This is a genomic window from Microbacterium sp. SORGH_AS_0862 (assembly GCF_030818795.1).
GTDB lineage: Bacteria > Actinomycetota > Actinomycetes > Actinomycetales > Microbacteriaceae > Microbacterium.
In genome coordinates this window covers 1,981,435-1,998,067 of the sequence record NZ_JAUTAY010000001.1, presented here as the reverse complement: position 1 = coordinate 1,998,067, position 16,633 = coordinate 1,981,435, and the positions used below count along the sequence as shown (strand labels likewise).

Sequence of the window (16,633 nt, the reverse complement as noted above, 5' to 3'; positions counted from 1 at the left end):
CCGTCCGGCGGGTACAGTTTGGCCGGGGGCGGGAGTATCGTCGGGCGCAACGAAAGGCGCCGACATGACTCCTGAGCCCGCACCGTCCTTCGACATCGCCGACCTGCAGAGCAAGGCGCGCGACCACCTCTGGATGCACTTCGCCCGGCAGTCGACGATGGACTCGCCCGACGGCGTCCCGATCATCGTCCGCGGCGAGGGGCATCACATCTGGGATGCGGCGGGGCACCGCTACATCGACGGGCTTGCCGGCCTGTTCGTCGTCAACGCCGGGCACGGCCGTCGCCGCCTCGCCCAGGCGGCCGCCCGGCAGGCGGAGCAGCTCGCCTTCTTCCCGATCTGGTCGTACGCGCATCCCGCCGCGATCGAACTCGCCGGCCGTCTGGCGGATCTCGCCCCGGGAGATCTCAATCACGTCTTCTTCTCCACGGGCGGCGGCGAGGCGGTCGAGACCGCGTTCAAGCTCGCCAAGAACTACTGGAAACTCGTCGGCAAGCCCGGCAAGCACAAGGTCATCTCCCGCGCCATCGCGTATCACGGCACCCCGCAGGGGGCGCTCGCGATCACGGGGCTTCCGGGCATGAAGCAGATGTTCGAGCCGCTCACGCCGGGCGGCTTCCGCGTGCCGAACACCAACTTCTACCGCGCCGCGGAGATGGGCTTCTCCGGCACCTCGGAGGAGGAGTTCGGCCGGTGGGCGGCGGATCGCATCGAGGAGATGATCCTCTTCGAGGGCCCCGACACGGTCGCCGCCGTCTTCCTCGAGCCGGTGCAGAACTCGGGCGGGTGCTTCCCTCCCCCGCCCGGCTACTTCGCACGGGTGCGGGAGATCTGCGACAGGCATGACGTCCTGCTCGTCAGCGACGAGGTCATCTGCGCCTTCGGCCGTGTCGGAGAGTACTTCGCCGCCGACGCCTTCGGCTACCAGCCGGACATGATCACCTTCGCGAAAGCGGTCACGAGCGGATACTCCCCCCTCGGGGGCACGATCGTCAGCGACCGCGTCTACGAGCCGTTCGCCACGGGAACGACGAGCTTCGCGCACGGATACACGTTCGCGGGGCATCCGGTCTCGGCCGCGGTCGCGCTCGAGAACCTCGACATCTTCGAGGAGGAGCAGCTCAACGCGCACGTCCGCGAGAACTCGCCCCTCTTCCGCGCCGCCCTCGAACGGCTGACCGATCTGCCGATCGTGGGAGACGTCCGCGGCGCCGGGTACTTCTTCGGTATCGAACTCGTCAAGGATAAGGCGACGAAAGAGACTTTCGATGAAGCGGAGTCGGAGCGACTTCTCCGAGGGTTCCTCTCCAAGGCGCTGTACGACGCAGGACTCTACTGCCGCGCGGACGACCGCGGGGATCCCGTGATCCAGCTCGCGCCGCCGCTCACGATCGGGCCGGCGGAGTTCGACGAGATCGAGCAGATCCTGCGCGGTGTGCTCACCGAGGCCTGGCAGCGCCTCTGACACACTGTCGGACACAGAGACGATTCGGGGGGATCATGTCGCACGCCAGTGTCTTCGCCGCTCCGTTCGCACGGTCGGCCGACCGCGACTTCACGGTGCGCTGCGTGCTCGGCCTCGCACCGTCCGGCGGCGCGGACATCGGCGAGGTCCTCGCGGCCGTCGGCGACGTGAAAGCGAAGGATGCGGGGGCGTGGCTGTCGACGTGGCAGGTGCTCGGCGAACGCGTCGCGCGGGACGCGCAGGGTGCGGCCGCCGACGGTCATGCCGACACGGCGCGCTGGGCGTCGCTGCGCGCCGCGAACTACCTCGCGGTCGCGGTGGACGCCGCATCCGCCGCCGACGACGAGGACCGAGCCGCGTCTCTCTTCACCGCCCATCGCGCCGCGTGGGACGCGTTCGCGGAAGACGCCGGTGTGCGCATGAGCCGGATCGACGTTCCGCTCGACGGCACCGCGATGCCCGGCTATCTCTTCCACGCGGATGCGGCGGGGCCCCGCCCGACGATCGTCTTCGTCAACGGCAGCGACGGCTCGATCAGCTCGCTGTGGGGCACCGGCGTCGCCGCCGCCCTGGCGCGGGGCTTCCATGCCTACGTCTTCGACGGACCCGGCCAGCAGTCCCTGCTGTTCCAGCACGGCATCCCGTTCCGGCCGGACTGGGAGAACGTGCTGGCACCCGTCGTCGACGAACTCGCCGGCCACCGCTACGTCGACGAGCACCACCTGATCGTGTGGGGCATCAGCCAAGCCGGCTACTGGGTCCCGCGGGCACTCTCCGGCGAGCACCGGTTCGCGGCCGCCGTCGTCGATCCCGGGGTCGTCGACGTTTCGACGTCATGGACGGACCATCTGCCGGCATCGCTCGGCAGGCTCCTCGATGAGGACAAGGATGCGCAGTTCGACCGCGACATGGCTCTCGGGATGCGGTTCTCCCGCGACCTCGCGGCGACGTGGGCGTTCCGCGCCCGCCCGGTCGATTCCGGCGGATATGCGGCGGTGATCCGCCGCATCCGGGAGTTCGCACTGTCGGAGGCCGAGGCCGCGCGCATCGACACGCCGCTGCTGATCACCTCACCCGAAGGCGAGCAGTTCTGGCCGGGTCAGTCGGAGAGGCTCGCGGCCATGACGCCCACCGTCTCGCAGGTGGTGCGCTTCACGGCGGCGGAGGGCGCGGACGGACATTGCGAGCCGTTGGCGAGGACCCTCGTGCACGAGCGCGTGCTGGACTGGATCAGCGCGACGATCCGGGAGTGACCGGCCCATCGGTTCGCGGCAGGAGCTCTCCGTCCACGACATCGATACCCGGCACGCTGTCGAACAGCGGGCCCTCGGGCGAATCGGGCTGAGCGTTCTCGTCGCGGGGGCGCATCGGCCTCACCTCCTGCGGAAGACAAGCCTGCCGCATCCGCGAGACGAGCCCGGGCGCTCTTGACAGCCGGCGCCCGGCGCCTTAAAACCTCTCAGCCGTGGTCGACCGGCTCGTCGGCCGGCTCGGGCACGATTGAGAGCCCGTGCGGACCGGATGCGGCGAGCATGAGGTCTTCGACCCAGGCCCGGTTGATCTTCGGCTGACGGGAGCCGTAGAAGTGGAACTGCATCGGCACCGAGGGGTGCACCCAGAAGCTGCGGCGGCCGCTGCCGTCGCCCACCTCGACGTCGAACATGAACGGCTCACCGCGGCGCAGCTTGTTCATCACGACGATGCGCAGGTGCGCGAGAGTCCTGTCCTCGATCTCGACGGCGTTCGAGGCGGTGTCGTAAATGAATCGGCCCACGGTACGAGCATAACCAGCGCGCCCCGGATGCCGTGACCTCCCGTTGCGGGCGGGTCGGGATTAGGGTGTGCGCATGGGAACCATCTACTACGGCGGCGGGAGCACGCCGATCCACATCGAGGATCGTGCTCTCGCGCATCTCAAGGTCGTCATCGCGACCAAGCTCCGCCGCGGTGAGAGCTTCACCCTGTCGTGGCGGCACCCCGACGACCAGCCGCGCGGTCGCAGCACGCTCTGGCTGCATCCGTCGATCCCGCTGCGCTTCGTCTTCGACGACCCCGAACCGGCCATGCTCAGTCGCGAATGGGTGGAAGAGCTGGCGAACTCGGCCAACTCGTCGGGCGGCATCATGCTCGTCGCCGAGCACTTCGACTCCCGCACCGCGCCGACGGCCTCCTGACTCAGGCGGTCGGGGTGAGCGGCCCCCAGTGTCCCGGCGCGGGAAGGTCTGCGTAGCGGACGTCCACTCCGCCGCTTCCCCCGACGCTCGCCACGCACACGAGCAGCGACAGCGTCGGGATGCCCAGATGGCGATGATCGCGGATGAGCGCGCGGTCATCCGTCGCCTCCAGCTCAGCGCTCCGCTCGATGACCTCCAGCCAGGTGCGCCACCACTCGTCACCCGGCCCCTCCTCGGTCAGCGCGGCGAACTGCGGCAGCCAGTGGGTGATGCGCGCGGTGCGCGGATCGTCGAGGTCGTCGTGGGCGATCATGTGGGTGCCGGGGCTCAGCACGCTCTCGCGCAGCGCCTCGCCGTCCCAAGAGATGACTCGAGCGCCGGCCTGAGAGACGTCGAGCAGGTTGAAGCCTCGCGTCGGCGGCGCACCCTCGGGCGCACGGCCCGCCACCGCCTCCAGCGGCAGCACGCCGCGCGAGGTGACCGCGTCGTCCGCGAGGGGTGAGGTGTCGGCGCGGTTCAGCAGCACCGCCAGCCGCGATGCAGCAGGATCGGCGGCGAGCCAGGCCCCGCCGGCTCGCACATCGTGCACCCCGATGACCCCCGGGTAGGTGTCCGGCCACCAGGGACCGAGCCGGTTCCACGGACGATTCGGGTCCTCGTCGCGGATGGCCACGATCCGCGTGGACTCACTCGCGTCCTCGGGCACGCGGACGATCACGGTGCACATCGGCGGAACGGTCTCCTTCGGGCGGCGGGGCCGGATGCGACAATCGAGACATGTTCGTCGTCGTCGCAGTCACGGGCGGCATCGCCGCATACAAGACGGTACATCTGGTGCGCGACCTCGTTCGCGCGGGCCACGAGGTTCACGTCGTCCCCACGGCCGATGCCCTGCGGTTCGTGGGTCTGCCGACCTGGGAGGCCCTCAGCCGCAACCCCGTCACCACCTCGGTGCACGACGACGTCGCGCGCGTGCGCCACGTCTCCCTCGGCCAGCAGGCGGATCTCGTGATCGTCGCGCCCACCACCGCGAACACCATCGCCAAGATGGCCGCCGGCATCGCCGATGACCTGCTCGGCACGACTCTGCTCGCAACGACCGCGCCGGTGGTCATCGCCCCGGCGATGCACACCGAGATGTGGCGCCACCCCGCGACGACCGCCAACATGGCGACACTGCGCAGCCGCGGTGTGATCGTCGTCGGCCCCGACGATGGGCTCCTCACCGGCGGCGACAGCGGACCCGGCCGAATGAGCGAGCCGGCGGACATCCTGCGCACGGCCCTCGGCGCGGTGACCGCACCCGACCTCGAAGGACTGCGGGTGCTCGTGAGCGCGGGCGGCACGCGCGAACCACTCGACCCGGTGCGCTTCATCGGCAACCGCTCGAGCGGGAGGCAAGGCGTCGCCCTCGCGCTGGCCGCCGCCGACCGCGGAGCCGAGGTCGATCTCGTCGCCGCACACGTGGAGGCGGCCGTGCTCGCCTCGGCCGCCTCCCATCCGCGCATCCACATCTCGCACGTGGGCACGGCCGCCGAGCTGCAGGATGCGGTCGTGGCGGCCGCATCCGTCGCGGATGTCGTCGTGATGGCCGCCGCCGTGTCGGACTACCGCGTGAACGAGGTCGCCGACACGAAGCTCACGAAGGAGGGCGGCGACGGCACCCTGACGCTGCGGCTCGTCGAAAACCCCGACGTACTGGCGGGACTCGCCCGTACACGCCGACCCGGCCAGACCATCGTCGGATTCGCCGCGGAGACCGCATCCGGCGACGAGCTCCGTGAGCGGGGGCGCCGCAAGCGAGAGCGCAAGGGCGCCGATCTGCTCGTCGTCAACCGCGTCGGCTGGAGCGAGGGATTCGAGTCCGAGGAGAACGCCGCGTTGCTGCTGACCGAGGGCTCCGAGACCGAGACCTCCGGCTCGAAGCGCGAGGTGGCCGACGCCGTCTGGGATGCGGTGCTCGGCCTGCGCTGATCAGGCCACAGCCCTGTCGTTCGTCGCTTCCTCGGGAAGAGCGGGCACCACCACGATCGACACGTCCTGCATCTTCCAATCGATCTCGGCCACCGCGCGACGCGCCTCGTCGAGCTCGCGCACGCGCACCTTCCGGCGCCGGGGCACGACATACGCCTCGACGTGGAAGACCTGACCCATGTCACGCATGCGGACGGCGGCCTCATCCACCCAGGGCAGCTCTTCGAGACGCTGCACGATGCGGCCGATGAGGGGGTGGGCGCCGCTGTCGTCCTCGGTGCGCGCCCGCTGATCGATCAGATCGAGGATGGCCGTGCGTGCGTTCTTGATGCCGTCCCACACGATCCCGGCCGAGATGAACAACGCCGCGACGCCGTCGAGCCACCAGAGCCCGATTCCCACCCCGAGCACACCCACGATCGAGGCGACGGTCGTGGTCCAGTCGGCCTTGGCCATGTCGGCATCCGCGTAGAGCACCTTGTTGTGCAGGACCGGCGCGAGCTTCGCCTTCGCGTGGCCGTAGAAGAACGGCCCCACCACGACGAGCGCCATCACGGCGACCATGAACCATCCCAGCCACACCGTCGCACCGAACACGCGCACCGTGCCGATCGCGGGATGCTCGGCCTTCACGAGTCCGATGACCGACTCGAGGGCGAGGCTGCCGCCGATCGCCAGCAGAGCCACACCGGCGACGAGATGACCGACGCCCATCACACGGTGGAGTCCGTACGGGAACGCCCGCGTGGGCCGGCGACGGATGAACAGGAGCGCGAGCAGGAAAGAGATCTGCGGGATGAGGGAGAGCATGTCCTCGACCCATGCCGTCTTCATCGCCTGCGACCCGCCCACGACGAGGGCGATCAGCACGATCGTGACCGTCGTGTATCCGATCGTGAACCACTCCCAGCGCACGGCGGAGCGCAGCGCCTCCCGCTGCTGGTCAGGGAGATCGGTGCGCCCGACCGCGTCGATCCGCATCAGCCGACCTCCTCGTCGAGGAAACCCTCGATGGCCGCCTGGAGTCCGTTCTCACCCATCGGCAGAAGGATGACGACATCCGCTCCGTTCGCCCCAGGAAGCTCCGGGTAGGCGCGGGTGACCGAGACCTGCTCGGCCCATGGCGTCTGGGCGGTCATGCCGCCCACGGCGACGTCGAGGCGCCCGGACGCCAGATCGTCGACGAGATCCTCTTCGCTGTCGATCGTCCACTCGACGCGAGCGTCCCGCGCCGCGGCGAATTCCTCGACCACATCGGGGAGGACGCCCGACACCTCGCCACCGTCCACGATCACCAGATCGCCGCTCGGCGATGCGCCGGCGCGGAGCACGCCGCCGGTGATGCGATCGAGCGATCCGTCCGGGTCGGCGGGGACTCCGCATCCGGTGAGCACCCATCCGAGCGTCGCCGCCACGACGAGCGCCGATGCGATCCGTCGTCTCATGTTGCCTCCGTCACCTTGCTCATCGCGGACGCTACCCGCACGTCCCGCGCCTCGCAGCCGCTTGACAGCGAGCGGCGCCTGCCGCATCCGTGGCGTCGGCGCAAGGCCCGCGGCGACGGGAGCTTCGGGGCTTAGCGTCGCTGACACCCCTCACAGAAGGACGACGCGATGACACGTTTCGGCTACACCCTCATGACCGAGCAGAGCGGGCCGCGCGAGCTCGTGCGCTACGCCGCCGGCGCGGAGGAGGCGGGATTCGACTTCCTCGTCTCCAGCGACCACTTCTCACCGTGGCTGACGACCCAGGGACACGCGCCCCACGCGTGGACCGTGCTGGGAGCCGTCGCGCAGGCGACGAGCCGCGTCGAACTGATGACGTACGTCACCTGCCCGACGATGCGCTACCACCCCACGATCGTCGCCCAGAAGGCCGCCACTCTGCAGCTGCTCTCCGAGGGGCGCTTCACGCTCGGCCTGGGCTCGGGCGAGAACCTCAACGAGCACGTCGTGGGCGAGGGATGGCCTGCCGTGCAGATGCGCCAGGACATGCTCGTCGAGGCGATCGAGATCATCCGGGCTCTGCACACCGGCGAGCTCGTCACCTACGACGGCCAGTACTTCCGAGTCGACTCGGCCCGCATCTGGGACAACCCCGACGGCGGCGTGCCCATCGGGGTCGCGGTGTCCGGCGACAGCTCCATCGAGAAGTTCGTCGACCTCTCCGACCACCTCATCGCCGTCGAGCCGGACGCGGACCTCGTGAAGGCGTGGGATGACAAGCACCCGGCAGGCGGGTCGGAGTCCGGCGAGAGCCGCAAGATCGGCCAGATCCCGATCAGCTGGGATCCCGACCGCGAGACGGCGATCGCCCGGGCGCACGACGAGTTCCGCTGGTTCGGCGGCGGGTGGGGCGTCAACGCCGACCTTCCGACGCCCGCCGGGTTCGCGGCCGCATCCCAGTTCGTTCGTCCGGAGGACGTCGCGGACTCGATCGCGTGCGGACCCGACCTCGACGAGCTCGCCGAGAGCGTGCGGCCGTTCCTGGATGCCGGTTTCACGGACGTCGCCATCGTGCAGATCGGCGACGCGCAGCAGGAGCGTTTCGTCGCCGAGGTCGCCGCTCCCCTGCTGGAGAAGCTCCGCGCGCTCTGATCCGGGCCGGCGCAGGCCGGGGTGCGGGCGCTACGGCGACATGTGCACGACCCAACGCCCGGCGAGCACCCCATCCTCCCCACCAGGGCGCTTCTGCACCACGGGTCGTGCAGATGTCGCGGTGCTCGAGAGCCTGGGCGGTCAGTCCACGGGCAGGCGGACGGCGGTGCGCGCCGCGGCGAGCTCGGCGGCGGTGCGCTCGGGGTCCCAGCCGCGGGCCTCGGCCATGATGTCTGCGGACAGTCCGAGGAGGCGCTCGCCGGGATCCTGGAGGCGTCCGATGCCGGTGCGCCGCAACAGCACATCGGTGAGGTGCTCGGGCGCTTCATCGCGCACGGCCCACGCGACGGCCGCGAGCGGCTCACCGTCCGACGTGGCGCGCTCGGCGAGGCGCGGATCGGATGCGGCCAGCGCCAGCACGGAACGCGCGCGGCTGCCGTAGTGCGCGAAGAGCACGTCGGCGGTGTCCGCGGCGAGTCCGAACCCCGCCGCATCCCGGCGGAGGACGGCCTTCGCGGCCGTCACGTCGTCGACATCCCCACCGGGAAGGGGCGTCGTCGCCGTGGCCGAGGGCGCGGGACGCAGGCCGTGACCGGCCAGCCTGTCGACGATCTGCTGGGCGAAGGCGCGGGAGGTCGTGTACTTCCCGCCGAGCGCCGACAGCAAGCCGGCGACCCCGTGACGCGCGTGATCGACGAGATCGGATGCGCGGGAGGCCCGGTACGTGTCGGCGCCCGCCGACTCGGCGAGCGGACGCAGACCACCGTACGCGGCCGTGACGTCGTCGAGCGTCAGCGGCTCCGGGAGCTTCGCACCCGCGTTGATCTCGGCGATGAACCGCTCGATCGCGCCCAGCGTGAGCCGCCACTCGTCGACCGGGCCGGTGTACGGGGTCTCGGTGGGTCCGATCAGGCTCCGATCCCGCCAGGGCGCGACGCTGAAGTGCCCGCCGGACGACACCGTGAGCACCATCGTCTCACCGAGGCGGCGGGTGACGAGATAGATGCCCTCGGAGCGCACCGCGGGCGCGGGGCCGATGGCTTCGCGCAGCGCGGGCGTTCGGGAGAGGAAGTCGTGCGAGAACGAGCCGGTCGCGTCGATCGTCACCGTGGCCGCGATCTCCGCGGTCTCGTCCGACACGAAGTCGTGCACCTCGGCGCCGATGACGCGCCCCGCGCGCACCAGCAGCCGCGTCGCCCGCGTGTAGGTCGAGATGGTCGCGCGGTGGGATGCGGCCGCCTCCGCGAAGGCGAGCGTGAGACGCTCGGGCGAGAGCATCATCGCGTCGTAGTAGAGGATGCCGTGCCGCATCCATCCGAGGCCGCGGTCGACGAGTTCGGATGCCGACAGCGACCGGTGCCGGGGGATGTGCGCGGCCGCATCCGCGATCCGGTTGCGGTCGAACGACAGCAGGTCGTAGGCGGTCAGACCCAGATGCTCGATGAGCCCCGGTTCGGGCAGCACCATGCCGATCGGGCGCACGAGGTGCGGCGCGATGGAGAGCAGGGTGCGCCGCTCGGCGAGGGATTCGCGCACGAGGCGCACCTCGAGGTTCTTGAGGTAGCGCAGACCGCCGTGGATCAGCTTGCCGGTGGCGGCGCTCGTGGCGCCACCGAGGTCGCCCGCCTCGACGAGGGCGACCGACAGCCCACGGCTGGCGGCCTCGTAGGCTGTCGCGACGCCGGTGATCCCGCCGCCGACGACCAGCACATCGACCGCACCGCCCGGCAGTGCTCGCCGCAGGCTCATTCCGCCGCCAGGTCGGCGCGGATGCCGGCGATCATGCGCTCGCGCTCGGATGAGATGTCGAGAAGCCCGAGCCGCAGCACGCGCGCGGCGATGTCCCACCGGTCGAGGTCCGCGACGCTGACGGTGCCGGCACGCAGGTATGACTTCAGGTAGAAGCGGAGGAGGATGCGGCGCACCGCCCCATAGACGACGCGCATCGGCACGGAGGTGCCCGGGAAGAGCTCCGCCTCGCGGAACAGCAGGCGGGTGAGGGCGACGTCGGCGGCGGGCTGGCCGGCGACCGCCGTCTGCCAGTCGATGACCACGTTCCGTTCGGCCAGCACGAACACGTTCTGCGGGTGGAAATCGAGGTGCAGCACCGCGTCGCCGGCGGGGAGCGCACGGATGCGGCGGGCGACCGCATCCCGTTCGCCCGGCGTGAGGGCCGAGAGCGCCGGGGTGTCGAGCTGCGCGACGGCGAGCTCGCGCACATCGGGCAGCCGGTCGGTGTGCGCGCGGTGGACGAACAGGTGCTCGGTCGCGAGCGTGCTGCCGACCTGAGGCAGGCGCAGGATGTTGCGCTCGGCCACGGCCGTGAGCGGGACGCCGTCGATGCGATCGAACACGATGCCGTGGCGTCCGCCCACCTCGACGCCACCGTGGCAGCGCACCGGGGTGATGCCGAGCTCGTGTGCGAGGCGGGAGGCCGCCACCTCCTGCGCGACCTCGGCCGCGTCGACACCGGGGAAGGCGAGCTTGACGACGCGGTCGTCGCCGTCGGCGAAGACCTCGGCGGACCGGCCGCGCGCGATCGGCCGGGAGCCGACGGTGCTCATTGCTCGGCCCGCTGGGGTCGACCGTATCCGCGACGTGTGGCGGCCTCGACGACCGCGTGCTGCGCAGCAGCGTCGAGCGCCCGGGGTTCCCCGATGGCTCTCGCGTGCCAGTACAGGTCGCAGATCCACTCCGTCAGCAGCGCGTTCTCGACCGCGTGGACGAGGTCGCGCCCGAGGGCGACGGCGCCGTGGTTGGCCATGAGCGCGGCGAGTCGCCCGTCGAGCGCTGCTCCCACGGCCTGCGCGAGCTCGACGCTGCCGAACGGATGGAAGGGGGCGACCCGCAGCGCTCCGCCCAGGAGCAGCTGCTGGTAGTGCACCACCGGCACTTCGTCGAGCACGAGCGAGAGGCTCGTCGCCATCGGCGCGTGGGTGTGGACCACCGCGCCGACCTGATCCGCGGGCGCGTGCCGCAGCACGCCGAGGTGCAGAGCCGTCTCGGATGTGGGCGCCCAATCACCCTGGACGACCTCGCCGTCGAGGGTGACGATCGTCACCTGTTCCGGAGTGAGTTCGCCGAGGACGGCACCGGTCGCCGTCACGGCGGCGAACTCCCCCACGCGCATGCTGACGTTGCCTGCCGTCCCGACGAGGAGGCCTGCTTCGGCGAGGGATCGGGAGGCGTCGGCCACCGCGACGCGCGCGGCGGAGATGTCTGACGTCGTTGTCATGGCGCTAGCATGACCGCGAGGACAAACCAAAGTCAAGTTTGGTTTCTGACGGAAGGATGCGGTGGCCGTGACACCCCTCGCCGCGACGGAGCCGGATTGGGACCGCATCCCGCTGCAGCGTGCGCCGCGTCAGCAGCGCTCGCGCGAGAAGGTGGCGCGAGCGCTGGCGGCCGCATCCGGGCTCGTGACACGGGAGGGCGTCGCCGCTCTGACGCTCCCCCGCGTGGCCGAGGCCGCGGGAGTCAGTGTGGGCGCGCTGTACCAGTACCTTCCCGATCGCGACGCCATCGTGCGCGCGCTCGTCGCCGAGTATCACGCACGGCTCGAGGCCCTGCTCGAGAACGCGGTCGTCCTGACGCGCGAGAGCACGCCGCCCGTGGATCCCGTCGGCCACGTGATCGACGCCGTCGCCGAGGTCTATCGCGACCGCGACGTGGTTCGCACCCTCGGCACCGCCTCGACCGGCGGGCTGATCGATGCGGACCGGGCGGCCCACAAGCAGCGGATGGCCGAGGCCGCCGCCCGCCTCCTCCACGCCAGCGGGCTGACCCGTGACGAGACGGATGCGACGGCCCGCGCGCGGGTCGCCTTCCTCGCCGCCGACGCCGTGCTGCACGACGCTTTCGCCGCCCCGCCCGCCGCGGAGGAGCAGACCCTGCAGGAGCTGCGCCTGCTCCTGCGTCGCTACCTCCAGCCCTGACCCTCCCGCCCGCCCGCTCGCCCTGCCGCCCGCTCGCCCTGCCGCCCGGCTCGCCCTGCCGCCCGCTCGCCCTGCCGCCCGGCTCGCCTGTCACAGATCGAGCCAAACGTGTCGATCTGCGACAGGCGAACACGGACTGCCCCAGTTCACCTGTCACAGAACGACGACCGTGAGTCGATCTGCGACAGGTGAACTGGGGCGTCGGACGCAGGTCGCGGAGGACCGGATGCGGTAAAGCGAGGGATGCGGGCGAGGGATGCGGGCGAGGGGTCAGCCGATGGGGCCGCGCATGTCGTCGAAACCGGCCGCACGAGCCGAGGTGCGCACCCAGTCGAACACGATCTGGGTCTCCGTCGAGGCGACTGCGGGATCCATGCTCAGACGCGTGGCGACGAAGTCGCGCAGCTGCTCGGGCGACGTCGTGACGACGTGGATGAGGAAGTCGGTCTGCCCACCGAGGAAGAAGAGGTTCAGGACGTTCGGGAGGCGCGAGACCTTCTCGGCGTAGGTCTTGATCGCCGGCCGCGCCTGCGCGCGGAGCTTGACCGCGACGATGGCCTGAAGAGGCAGTCCGAGAGCGGAGAAGTCCACATCGGCGTGCGCAGAGCCGAGGGCGCCGGACTCGCGCAGGGCCCGCACCCGTGCGTGCGTCGCCGAGGGTGAGAGCCCGACCCGTGCGGCGAGCGCCGCGTTGGTCTGGGACGCATCGCGGCGCAGCTCCCAGAGGATGCGCTCGTCGACCGGATCCGCCCGTCGGTTCTGCGCCTGCGCCATACCCCACCCCGCGTCCCACCGGACATCGTCCGTAATTCTCCCGATGCAGAGAATTCTCTTCGGCAGGTAGTGATTCTGACACGCTTTTCTTCTAGATTCGGCCCGCTCCAGACGAACATCCTGATACATCGAAACGAAGGACGGCGCCCATGCGCATCGGAATCCCCGCCGAGGTCAAGAACCACGAGTACCGCGTCGCCGCCACGCCCGCCGGCGTGCGCGAGCTGGTGCGTCACGGCCACGAGGTCGCCGTGCAGAGCGGCGCCGGGACCGGCAGCTCGATCACCGACGAGGAGTTCGCCGCCGCGGGCGCGCGGCTCGTCGACGTCGCCGAGGCCTGGTCGGCCGAGCTCGTCCTCAAGGTCAAGGAGCCGGTGGCCTCCGAGTACGGCTATCTGCGCGACGACCTCACCCTCTTCACGTACCTGCACCTGGCCGCCGACGAGCACCTCGTCGACGCGCTGCTGGGCGCCGGGACGACGGCGATCGCCTACGAGACCGTTCAGCTGCCCGACCGCTCCCTGCCGCTGCTCGCCCCCATGAGCGAAGTGGCGGGGCGCCTGTCCGTGCTGACCGGCGGCTACCACCTCCTCGGTTCGCAGGGCGGCCGCGGCGTGCTGCTCGCCGGGGTCCCCGGGGTGCGCCCCGCGAAGGTCGCGGTCATCGGCGGCGGCATCGCGGGAAGCAATGCGGTCGCGCAGGCCGTGGGGCTCGGCGCGGACGTCACCGTGCTCGACATCTCGATCCCGCGGCTGCGTCAGCTCGACGATCTGTATCGCGGCGCCGTGCGCACGGTGGCATCCAGCGCGTACGAGATCGAGCGCACGGTGCTGGATGCGGACCTCGTCATCGGCGCCGTCCTCATCCCCGGCGCGAAGGCGCCGCACCTCGTCTCGCACGCGACCGTGGAGCGGATGAAGACGGGCAGCGTCCTCGTGGACATCGCCATCGACCAGGGCGGCTGCTTCGAGGACTCGCACCCGACGACTCATGACGACCCGACATTCCGTGTCGGACCCACGATCTTCTCGTGCGTCGCCAACATGCCGGGCGCCGCGGCCGGTACGTCGACCCCCGCCCTGACCAATGCGACGCTGCCCTACGCCCTCGCCCTCGCGGACAAGGGCTGGGAGCGCGCGCTCGCCGACGACCCCGCCCTCGCGCTCGGGCTCAACACACTCCGCGGTTCGATCGCGAACGCGGGCGTCGCCGCCGCCTTCCCCGACAAGCCCCGCGCCTGACCCACCGGATGCGGGGCGCCCCCGCATCCGCACCGCAGGAGATCACCACCGAACAGGACGATTCCGACGCATCCGTCCTGACGAACGCGCACCTTCCTGCGCACCGCTGCGCACCGCACATCGCCCGTTCCGGACTCCGGCCGGATGCGGGCGCCCCGGCGCCGGGCGTCCCGCAGATTACGGGGGAGTTTCCCGCACCTGCGAATCGCGGCGAATGCTTGCCCTGCGCGGGGTGCGTGCGCTTTCATGAACCAACTTGGTCAAACGTCCAACTGCGACGGGGCAGGGACGAAGGAGGCGCTCATGCAGGAAACGCGACGACCCGTGGCGGTCGTGACGGGGGCGAGCTCGGGGCTCGGGCGCGGATACGCGGGAGCGTTTCGCCGCACGCGGCCACGACCTCGTGCTCATCGCCCGCAGAGCGGACCGACTCGAGGAGCTCGGCGCCGCACTGCGCGCGCAGCACGGCCGACAGGTCGACGTCATCCCCGCCGACCTCACCGACCCCGCCACCCCCGGCAGGATCGCAGCCGAGCTCGCGGAGCGCTCGCTGACGACCGAGGTGCTGGTGAACTGCGCCGGGTTCGGTACCGCCGGGGCCTTCGCCGGCGAGGACCCCGCGCGGATCGCCCAGGAGATCGCGGTCGACGTGACCGCCCCCACGGTTCTCACCCGGCTGCTGCTGCCCGACCTGCTCGCCGCCGACGGCGGGATCCTGCTCATGATCTCCAGCATCGCCGGCCACCAGCCCACCCCGAACCTCGCCGTGTACGGCGCGTGCAAGGCGTTCCTCACCTCGCTCACGGCGTCGATCTGGGAGGAGAACCGGGGATCCCGGATGCGGGTGCTCGCGGTGTGCCCGGGCCCGACGGCGACGGATTTCTTCGAGGCGTCGGGTTCGGAGCAGTTCAAGGTGGGACGCGTCGGCACGATCGATGAGGTGCTCGACGCGACGTTCGCGGCCCTCGACGCCCGCCGCGGACCCGTCGTCACGGTCGGCTGGGGAAACCGCATCCAGTCGATCGGTTCTAAACTCGCTCCGCGCCGGCTCACGCTCAGGGTCGGACGCGCCGCGACCGAGCGCGCGGGACGGGGCGCCTGATGCGCCGCCTCTCCTTCGAGGAGCGTCGCAGCGAGCTGCTCGACGCGGCCGTCCGGGTCATCGGGCGCGAGGGGCTGGCCGCGGCCACCACCCGCGCGATCGTCGCCGAAGCCGATATGCCGCTGGGAGCATTCCACTACGTCTTCGCCTCGCGCGACGACCTGATCGCCGCGATCGTCGAGCACATCACGGAGCAGGAGCGACTCGCGGCGTGGATGGATGCCGACACCGACGCGACGTGCGCCGAGGTGCTGGCGCGTGGCCTGGACGCCTACCTCCGGCTGCTCGAGTCGGAGCCGCAACGCGAGATGACCCTGCTCGACGTCGCCACCCACGCCATGCGGCACGACCCGGATGCGGTGGAACGCCAGTGGGCCACCTACCGCGCCGCGGCGCGCGCCAGCCTCTCCTACGCCGCCGAACTCGCCGGTATCGCGTGGACCCGTCCGCTCGACGAACTCGCGTGGTCGCTGGCGAGCTGCCTGGACGGCCTCACCCTCTCATGGCTCAGCACGCGCGACTCGGATGCGGCACGCCGCCACATCCGTCTGCTCGCCGATGCCTTCGCCGCCTACGCCACCCCCGTGAAGGAGACCACCGATGCTGACTGAGACCGATGCCCGCGTGCTCGCGCTCACCAACGCGCGAGCCGTGCTGGGGGCGCTCCCCCGTCTCGTGGAGCTGGTGCCCGAAGCCGGGCGGATCCTCGGGACCCTCCCCGCGCCGACGACGCTGTCGCTCGTCGCGCCGGGGATCCCCGTCACGCGCTACCCGCTTCGCCCCAGAAGGCATCGCCGCGGTGTCCGAGGGCCGAGGGCCGACGCTGATGTTCCGATCCGTCGACCACCTCAACGCCGTCATCGCCGGAACCGCGCAGCCCATCCCGATCGCCGGCCCCGCCGGCATCCGCTTCCTGACGCGCGTGTTCACCCCGCTCACCGACCTGCTCGGCGCGTACCTGAAGCCCGATGACGAACGCCTCGCGGATGCGGAGTTCCGCCGTCGCAGCACCCTGCTGACGCTGGAGGTCGCCGCGCGGGCGATCGCGGTCGTCGGCAACGAGGACACCAGCGGGCGCTTCTCCGCGGCGCACATGCCCGACGGCGATCTCGACCTCGAGATCGGCGACGAGCTGCGCTATCGCCTCGAGGTGAAGAACCACCGCATCCGCCTCGACGACGAACTTTCAGATCCGCCGCGTGCCGCCCTCCGCTTCGCAGACCTCGACGTCGCCGGTGGCGTGATCAGCGGCCGCGACAGCGCGCTGGCCTGCGTCTGCGACGGCAGGCTCGCCATGCGCGGCTTCATCCCCCTCGTCGACAACACCAGCCGCATCCTCGACCGCGTCGGCGCCTACCTCGGAGCGTGATC

The 16,633-nt window shown here is 71.0% G+C and carries 17 protein-coding genes and 1 pseudogene; 10 read left to right on the top strand and 8 right to left on the bottom strand.

Going from position 1 to position 16,633, the window contains the following annotated elements; genetic code table 11:
* The first annotated feature begins 64 nt into the window (after positions 1–64).
* Together QE377_RS09695 and QE377_RS09690 are read left to right on the top strand one after the other, a co-directional pair.
* A complete protein-coding gene (locus tag QE377_RS09695) occupies positions 65–1,465 on the top strand; it encodes an aspartate aminotransferase family protein (protein ID WP_307322392.1) in 1,401 nt (466 codons plus the stop codon).
* A 35-nt stretch (positions 1,466–1,500) separates the two neighbouring features.
* The gene (locus QE377_RS09690) at positions 1,501–2,718 is read left to right on the top strand and encodes a S9 family peptidase (protein ID WP_307322389.1); all 1,218 of its coding nucleotides are present in this window, start codon (positions 1,501–1,503) and stop codon (positions 2,716–2,718) included.
* A gap of 206 nt (positions 2,719–2,924) precedes the next feature.
* On the opposite strand, the gene QE377_RS09685 is transcribed toward QE377_RS09690, so the two are convergent.
* Positions 2,925–3,239, bottom strand: a complete 315-nt coding sequence (locus QE377_RS09685) for an ATP-dependent DNA ligase (protein ID WP_137418129.1) — start codon at positions 3,237–3,239, stop codon at positions 2,925–2,927.
* A gap of 73 nt (positions 3,240–3,312) precedes the next feature.
* On the opposite strand from QE377_RS09685, the gene QE377_RS09680 reads away from it, so the two are divergent.
* Complete coding sequence (locus QE377_RS09680; protein WP_307322386.1) at positions 3,313–3,639, top strand: hypothetical protein; 327 nt, start codon at positions 3,313–3,315, stop codon at positions 3,637–3,639.
* A 1-nt stretch (position 3,640) separates the two neighbouring features.
* On the opposite strand, the gene QE377_RS09675 is transcribed toward QE377_RS09680, so the two are convergent.
* Positions 3,641–4,366, bottom strand: a complete 726-nt coding sequence (locus tag QE377_RS09675; protein ID WP_307322384.1) for an NRDE family protein — start codon at positions 4,364–4,366, stop codon at positions 3,641–3,643.
* 50 nt (positions 4,367–4,416) lie between these two features.
* Between QE377_RS09675 and coaBC the strand changes: the two genes are divergently transcribed.
* Complete coding sequence (gene coaBC / locus QE377_RS09670) at positions 4,417–5,613, top strand: bifunctional phosphopantothenoylcysteine decarboxylase/phosphopantothenate--cysteine ligase CoaBC (protein WP_307322382.1); 1,197 nt, start codon at positions 4,417–4,419, stop codon at positions 5,611–5,613.
* On the opposite strand, the gene QE377_RS09665 is transcribed toward coaBC, so the two are convergent.
* Positions 5,614–6,594 carry a cation transporter gene (locus QE377_RS09665; protein ID WP_307322379.1) on the bottom strand — a complete coding sequence of 327 codons (981 nt, stop codon included), beginning with the start codon at positions 6,592–6,594 and terminating at the stop codon, positions 5,614–5,616.
* Positions 6,594–7,058, bottom strand: a complete 465-nt coding sequence (locus QE377_RS09660; RefSeq protein ID WP_307322377.1) for a transporter substrate-binding domain-containing protein — start codon at positions 7,056–7,058, stop codon at positions 6,594–6,596. The genes QE377_RS09665 and QE377_RS09660 overlap by 1 nt, the downstream gene beginning before the upstream one ends.
* Positions 7,059–7,226: 168 nt before the next feature.
* On the opposite strand from QE377_RS09660, the gene QE377_RS09655 reads away from it, so the two are divergent.
* Positions 7,227–8,210, top strand: a complete 984-nt coding sequence (locus QE377_RS09655; RefSeq protein WP_307322374.1) for an LLM class F420-dependent oxidoreductase — start codon at positions 7,227–7,229, stop codon at positions 8,208–8,210.
* Between the two features lie 141 nt (positions 8,211–8,351).
* Here the strand turns inward: QE377_RS09655 and QE377_RS09650 are convergent, their stop codons facing one another.
* From QE377_RS09650 to QE377_RS09640, 3 genes are read right to left on the bottom strand one after another with little or no spacing between them, the layout of a single operon-like run.
* The gene (locus QE377_RS09650; protein WP_307322371.1) at positions 8,352–9,959 is read right to left on the bottom strand and encodes a glycerol-3-phosphate dehydrogenase/oxidase; all 1,608 of its coding nucleotides are present in this window, start codon (positions 9,957–9,959) and stop codon (positions 8,352–8,354) included.
* Positions 9,956–10,774, bottom strand: a complete 819-nt coding sequence (locus QE377_RS09645) for an aminoglycoside phosphotransferase family protein (RefSeq protein WP_307322368.1) — start codon at positions 10,772–10,774, stop codon at positions 9,956–9,958. Before QE377_RS09645 ends, QE377_RS09650 begins: the two co-directional genes overlap by 4 nt.
* Positions 10,771–11,445 carry a class II aldolase/adducin family protein gene (locus QE377_RS09640; RefSeq protein ID WP_307322366.1) on the bottom strand — a complete coding sequence of 225 codons (675 nt, stop codon included), beginning with the start codon at positions 11,443–11,445 and terminating at the stop codon, positions 10,771–10,773. The genes QE377_RS09645 and QE377_RS09640 overlap by 4 nt, the downstream gene beginning before the upstream one ends.
* A 67-nt stretch (positions 11,446–11,512) precedes the next feature.
* Here QE377_RS09640 and QE377_RS09635 point away from each other — a divergent pair, with 67 nt between their 5' ends.
* Complete coding sequence (locus QE377_RS09635; RefSeq protein ID WP_307322364.1) at positions 11,513–12,145, top strand: TetR/AcrR family transcriptional regulator; 633 nt, start codon at positions 11,513–11,515, stop codon at positions 12,143–12,145.
* Positions 12,146–12,415: 270 nt separating this feature from the next.
* Here QE377_RS09635 and QE377_RS09630 read toward each other — a convergent pair whose 3' ends face one another.
* Positions 12,416–12,919: an Lrp/AsnC family transcriptional regulator gene (locus QE377_RS09630; protein WP_307322360.1), complete on the bottom strand. Its 504-nt coding sequence runs from the start codon at positions 12,917–12,919 to the stop codon at positions 12,416–12,418.
* A 149-nt stretch (positions 12,920–13,068) separates the two neighbouring features.
* On the opposite strand from QE377_RS09630, the gene ald reads away from it, so the two are divergent.
* The 4 genes and pseudogenes from ald (at position 13,069) to QE377_RS09610 (ending at position 16,631) form a co-directional block, all read left to right on the top strand.
* Positions 13,069–14,160, top strand: a complete 1,092-nt coding sequence (gene ald, locus QE377_RS09625) for an alanine dehydrogenase (protein WP_307322357.1) — start codon at positions 13,069–13,071, stop codon at positions 14,158–14,160.
* Between the two features lie 400 nt (positions 14,161–14,560).
* Positions 14,561–15,262: pseudogene (locus QE377_RS09620) on the top strand (SDR family NAD(P)-dependent oxidoreductase); the annotation flags it as partial.
* Positions 15,262–15,873, top strand: coding sequence for a TetR/AcrR family transcriptional regulator (locus QE377_RS09615; RefSeq protein ID WP_307322355.1), 612 nt, complete (start codon positions 15,262–15,264; stop codon positions 15,871–15,873). The pseudogene QE377_RS09620 and the gene QE377_RS09615, both read left to right, overlap by 1 nt.
* 215 nt (positions 15,874–16,088) lie before the next feature.
* On the top strand, positions 16,089–16,631 hold the full coding sequence (locus QE377_RS09610; protein WP_307322351.1) for a hypothetical protein: 543 nt from the start codon (positions 16,089–16,091) through the stop codon (positions 16,629–16,631).
* Positions 16,632–16,633 lie beyond the last annotated feature (2 nt).

What these genes read in the sequence shown, in the direction of transcription:
- QE377_RS09695 (WP_307322392.1), top strand. Translation starts at nt 65, where the DNA reads ATGACTCCTGAGCCCGCACCGTCCTTCGACATCGCCGACCTGCAGAGC.
- QE377_RS09690 (WP_307322389.1), top strand. Translation starts at nt 1,501, where the DNA reads ATGTCGCACGCCAGTGTCTTCGCCGCTCCGTTCGCACGGTCGGCCGAC.
- QE377_RS09680 (WP_307322386.1), top strand. Translation starts at nt 3,313, where the DNA reads ATGGGAACCATCTACTACGGCGGCGGGAGCACGCCGATCCACATCGAG.
- QE377_RS09675 (WP_307322384.1), bottom strand. Translation starts at nt 4,366, where the DNA reads ATGTGCACCGTGATCGTCCGCGTGCCCGAGGACGCGAGTGAGTCCACG.
- coaBC (WP_307322382.1), top strand. Translation starts at nt 4,417, where the DNA reads ATGTTCGTCGTCGTCGCAGTCACGGGCGGCATCGCCGCATACAAGACG.
- QE377_RS09665 (WP_307322379.1), bottom strand. Translation starts at nt 6,594, where the DNA reads ATGCGGATCGACGCGGTCGGGCGCACCGATCTCCCTGACCAGCAGCGG.
- QE377_RS09660 (WP_307322377.1), bottom strand. Translation starts at nt 7,058, where the DNA reads ATGAGACGACGGATCGCATCGGCGCTCGTCGTGGCGGCGACGCTCGGA.
- QE377_RS09655 (WP_307322374.1), top strand. Translation starts at nt 7,227, where the DNA reads ATGACACGTTTCGGCTACACCCTCATGACCGAGCAGAGCGGGCCGCGC.
- QE377_RS09650 (WP_307322371.1), bottom strand. Translation starts at nt 9,959, where the DNA reads ATGAGCCTGCGGCGAGCACTGCCGGGCGGTGCGGTCGATGTGCTGGTC.
- QE377_RS09645 (WP_307322368.1), bottom strand. Translation starts at nt 10,774, where the DNA reads ATGAGCACCGTCGGCTCCCGGCCGATCGCGCGCGGCCGGTCCGCCGAG.
- QE377_RS09640 (WP_307322366.1), bottom strand. Translation starts at nt 11,445, where the DNA reads ATGACAACGACGTCAGACATCTCCGCCGCGCGCGTCGCGGTGGCCGAC.
- QE377_RS09630 (WP_307322360.1), bottom strand. Translation starts at nt 12,919, where the DNA reads ATGGCGCAGGCGCAGAACCGACGGGCGGATCCGGTCGACGAGCGCATC.
- ald (WP_307322357.1), top strand. Translation starts at nt 13,069, where the DNA reads ATGCGCATCGGAATCCCCGCCGAGGTCAAGAACCACGAGTACCGCGTC.
- QE377_RS09615 (WP_307322355.1), top strand. Translation starts at nt 15,262, where the DNA reads ATGCGCCGCCTCTCCTTCGAGGAGCGTCGCAGCGAGCTGCTCGACGCG.
- QE377_RS09610 (WP_307322351.1), top strand. Translation starts at nt 16,089, where the DNA reads ATGTTCCGATCCGTCGACCACCTCAACGCCGTCATCGCCGGAACCGCG.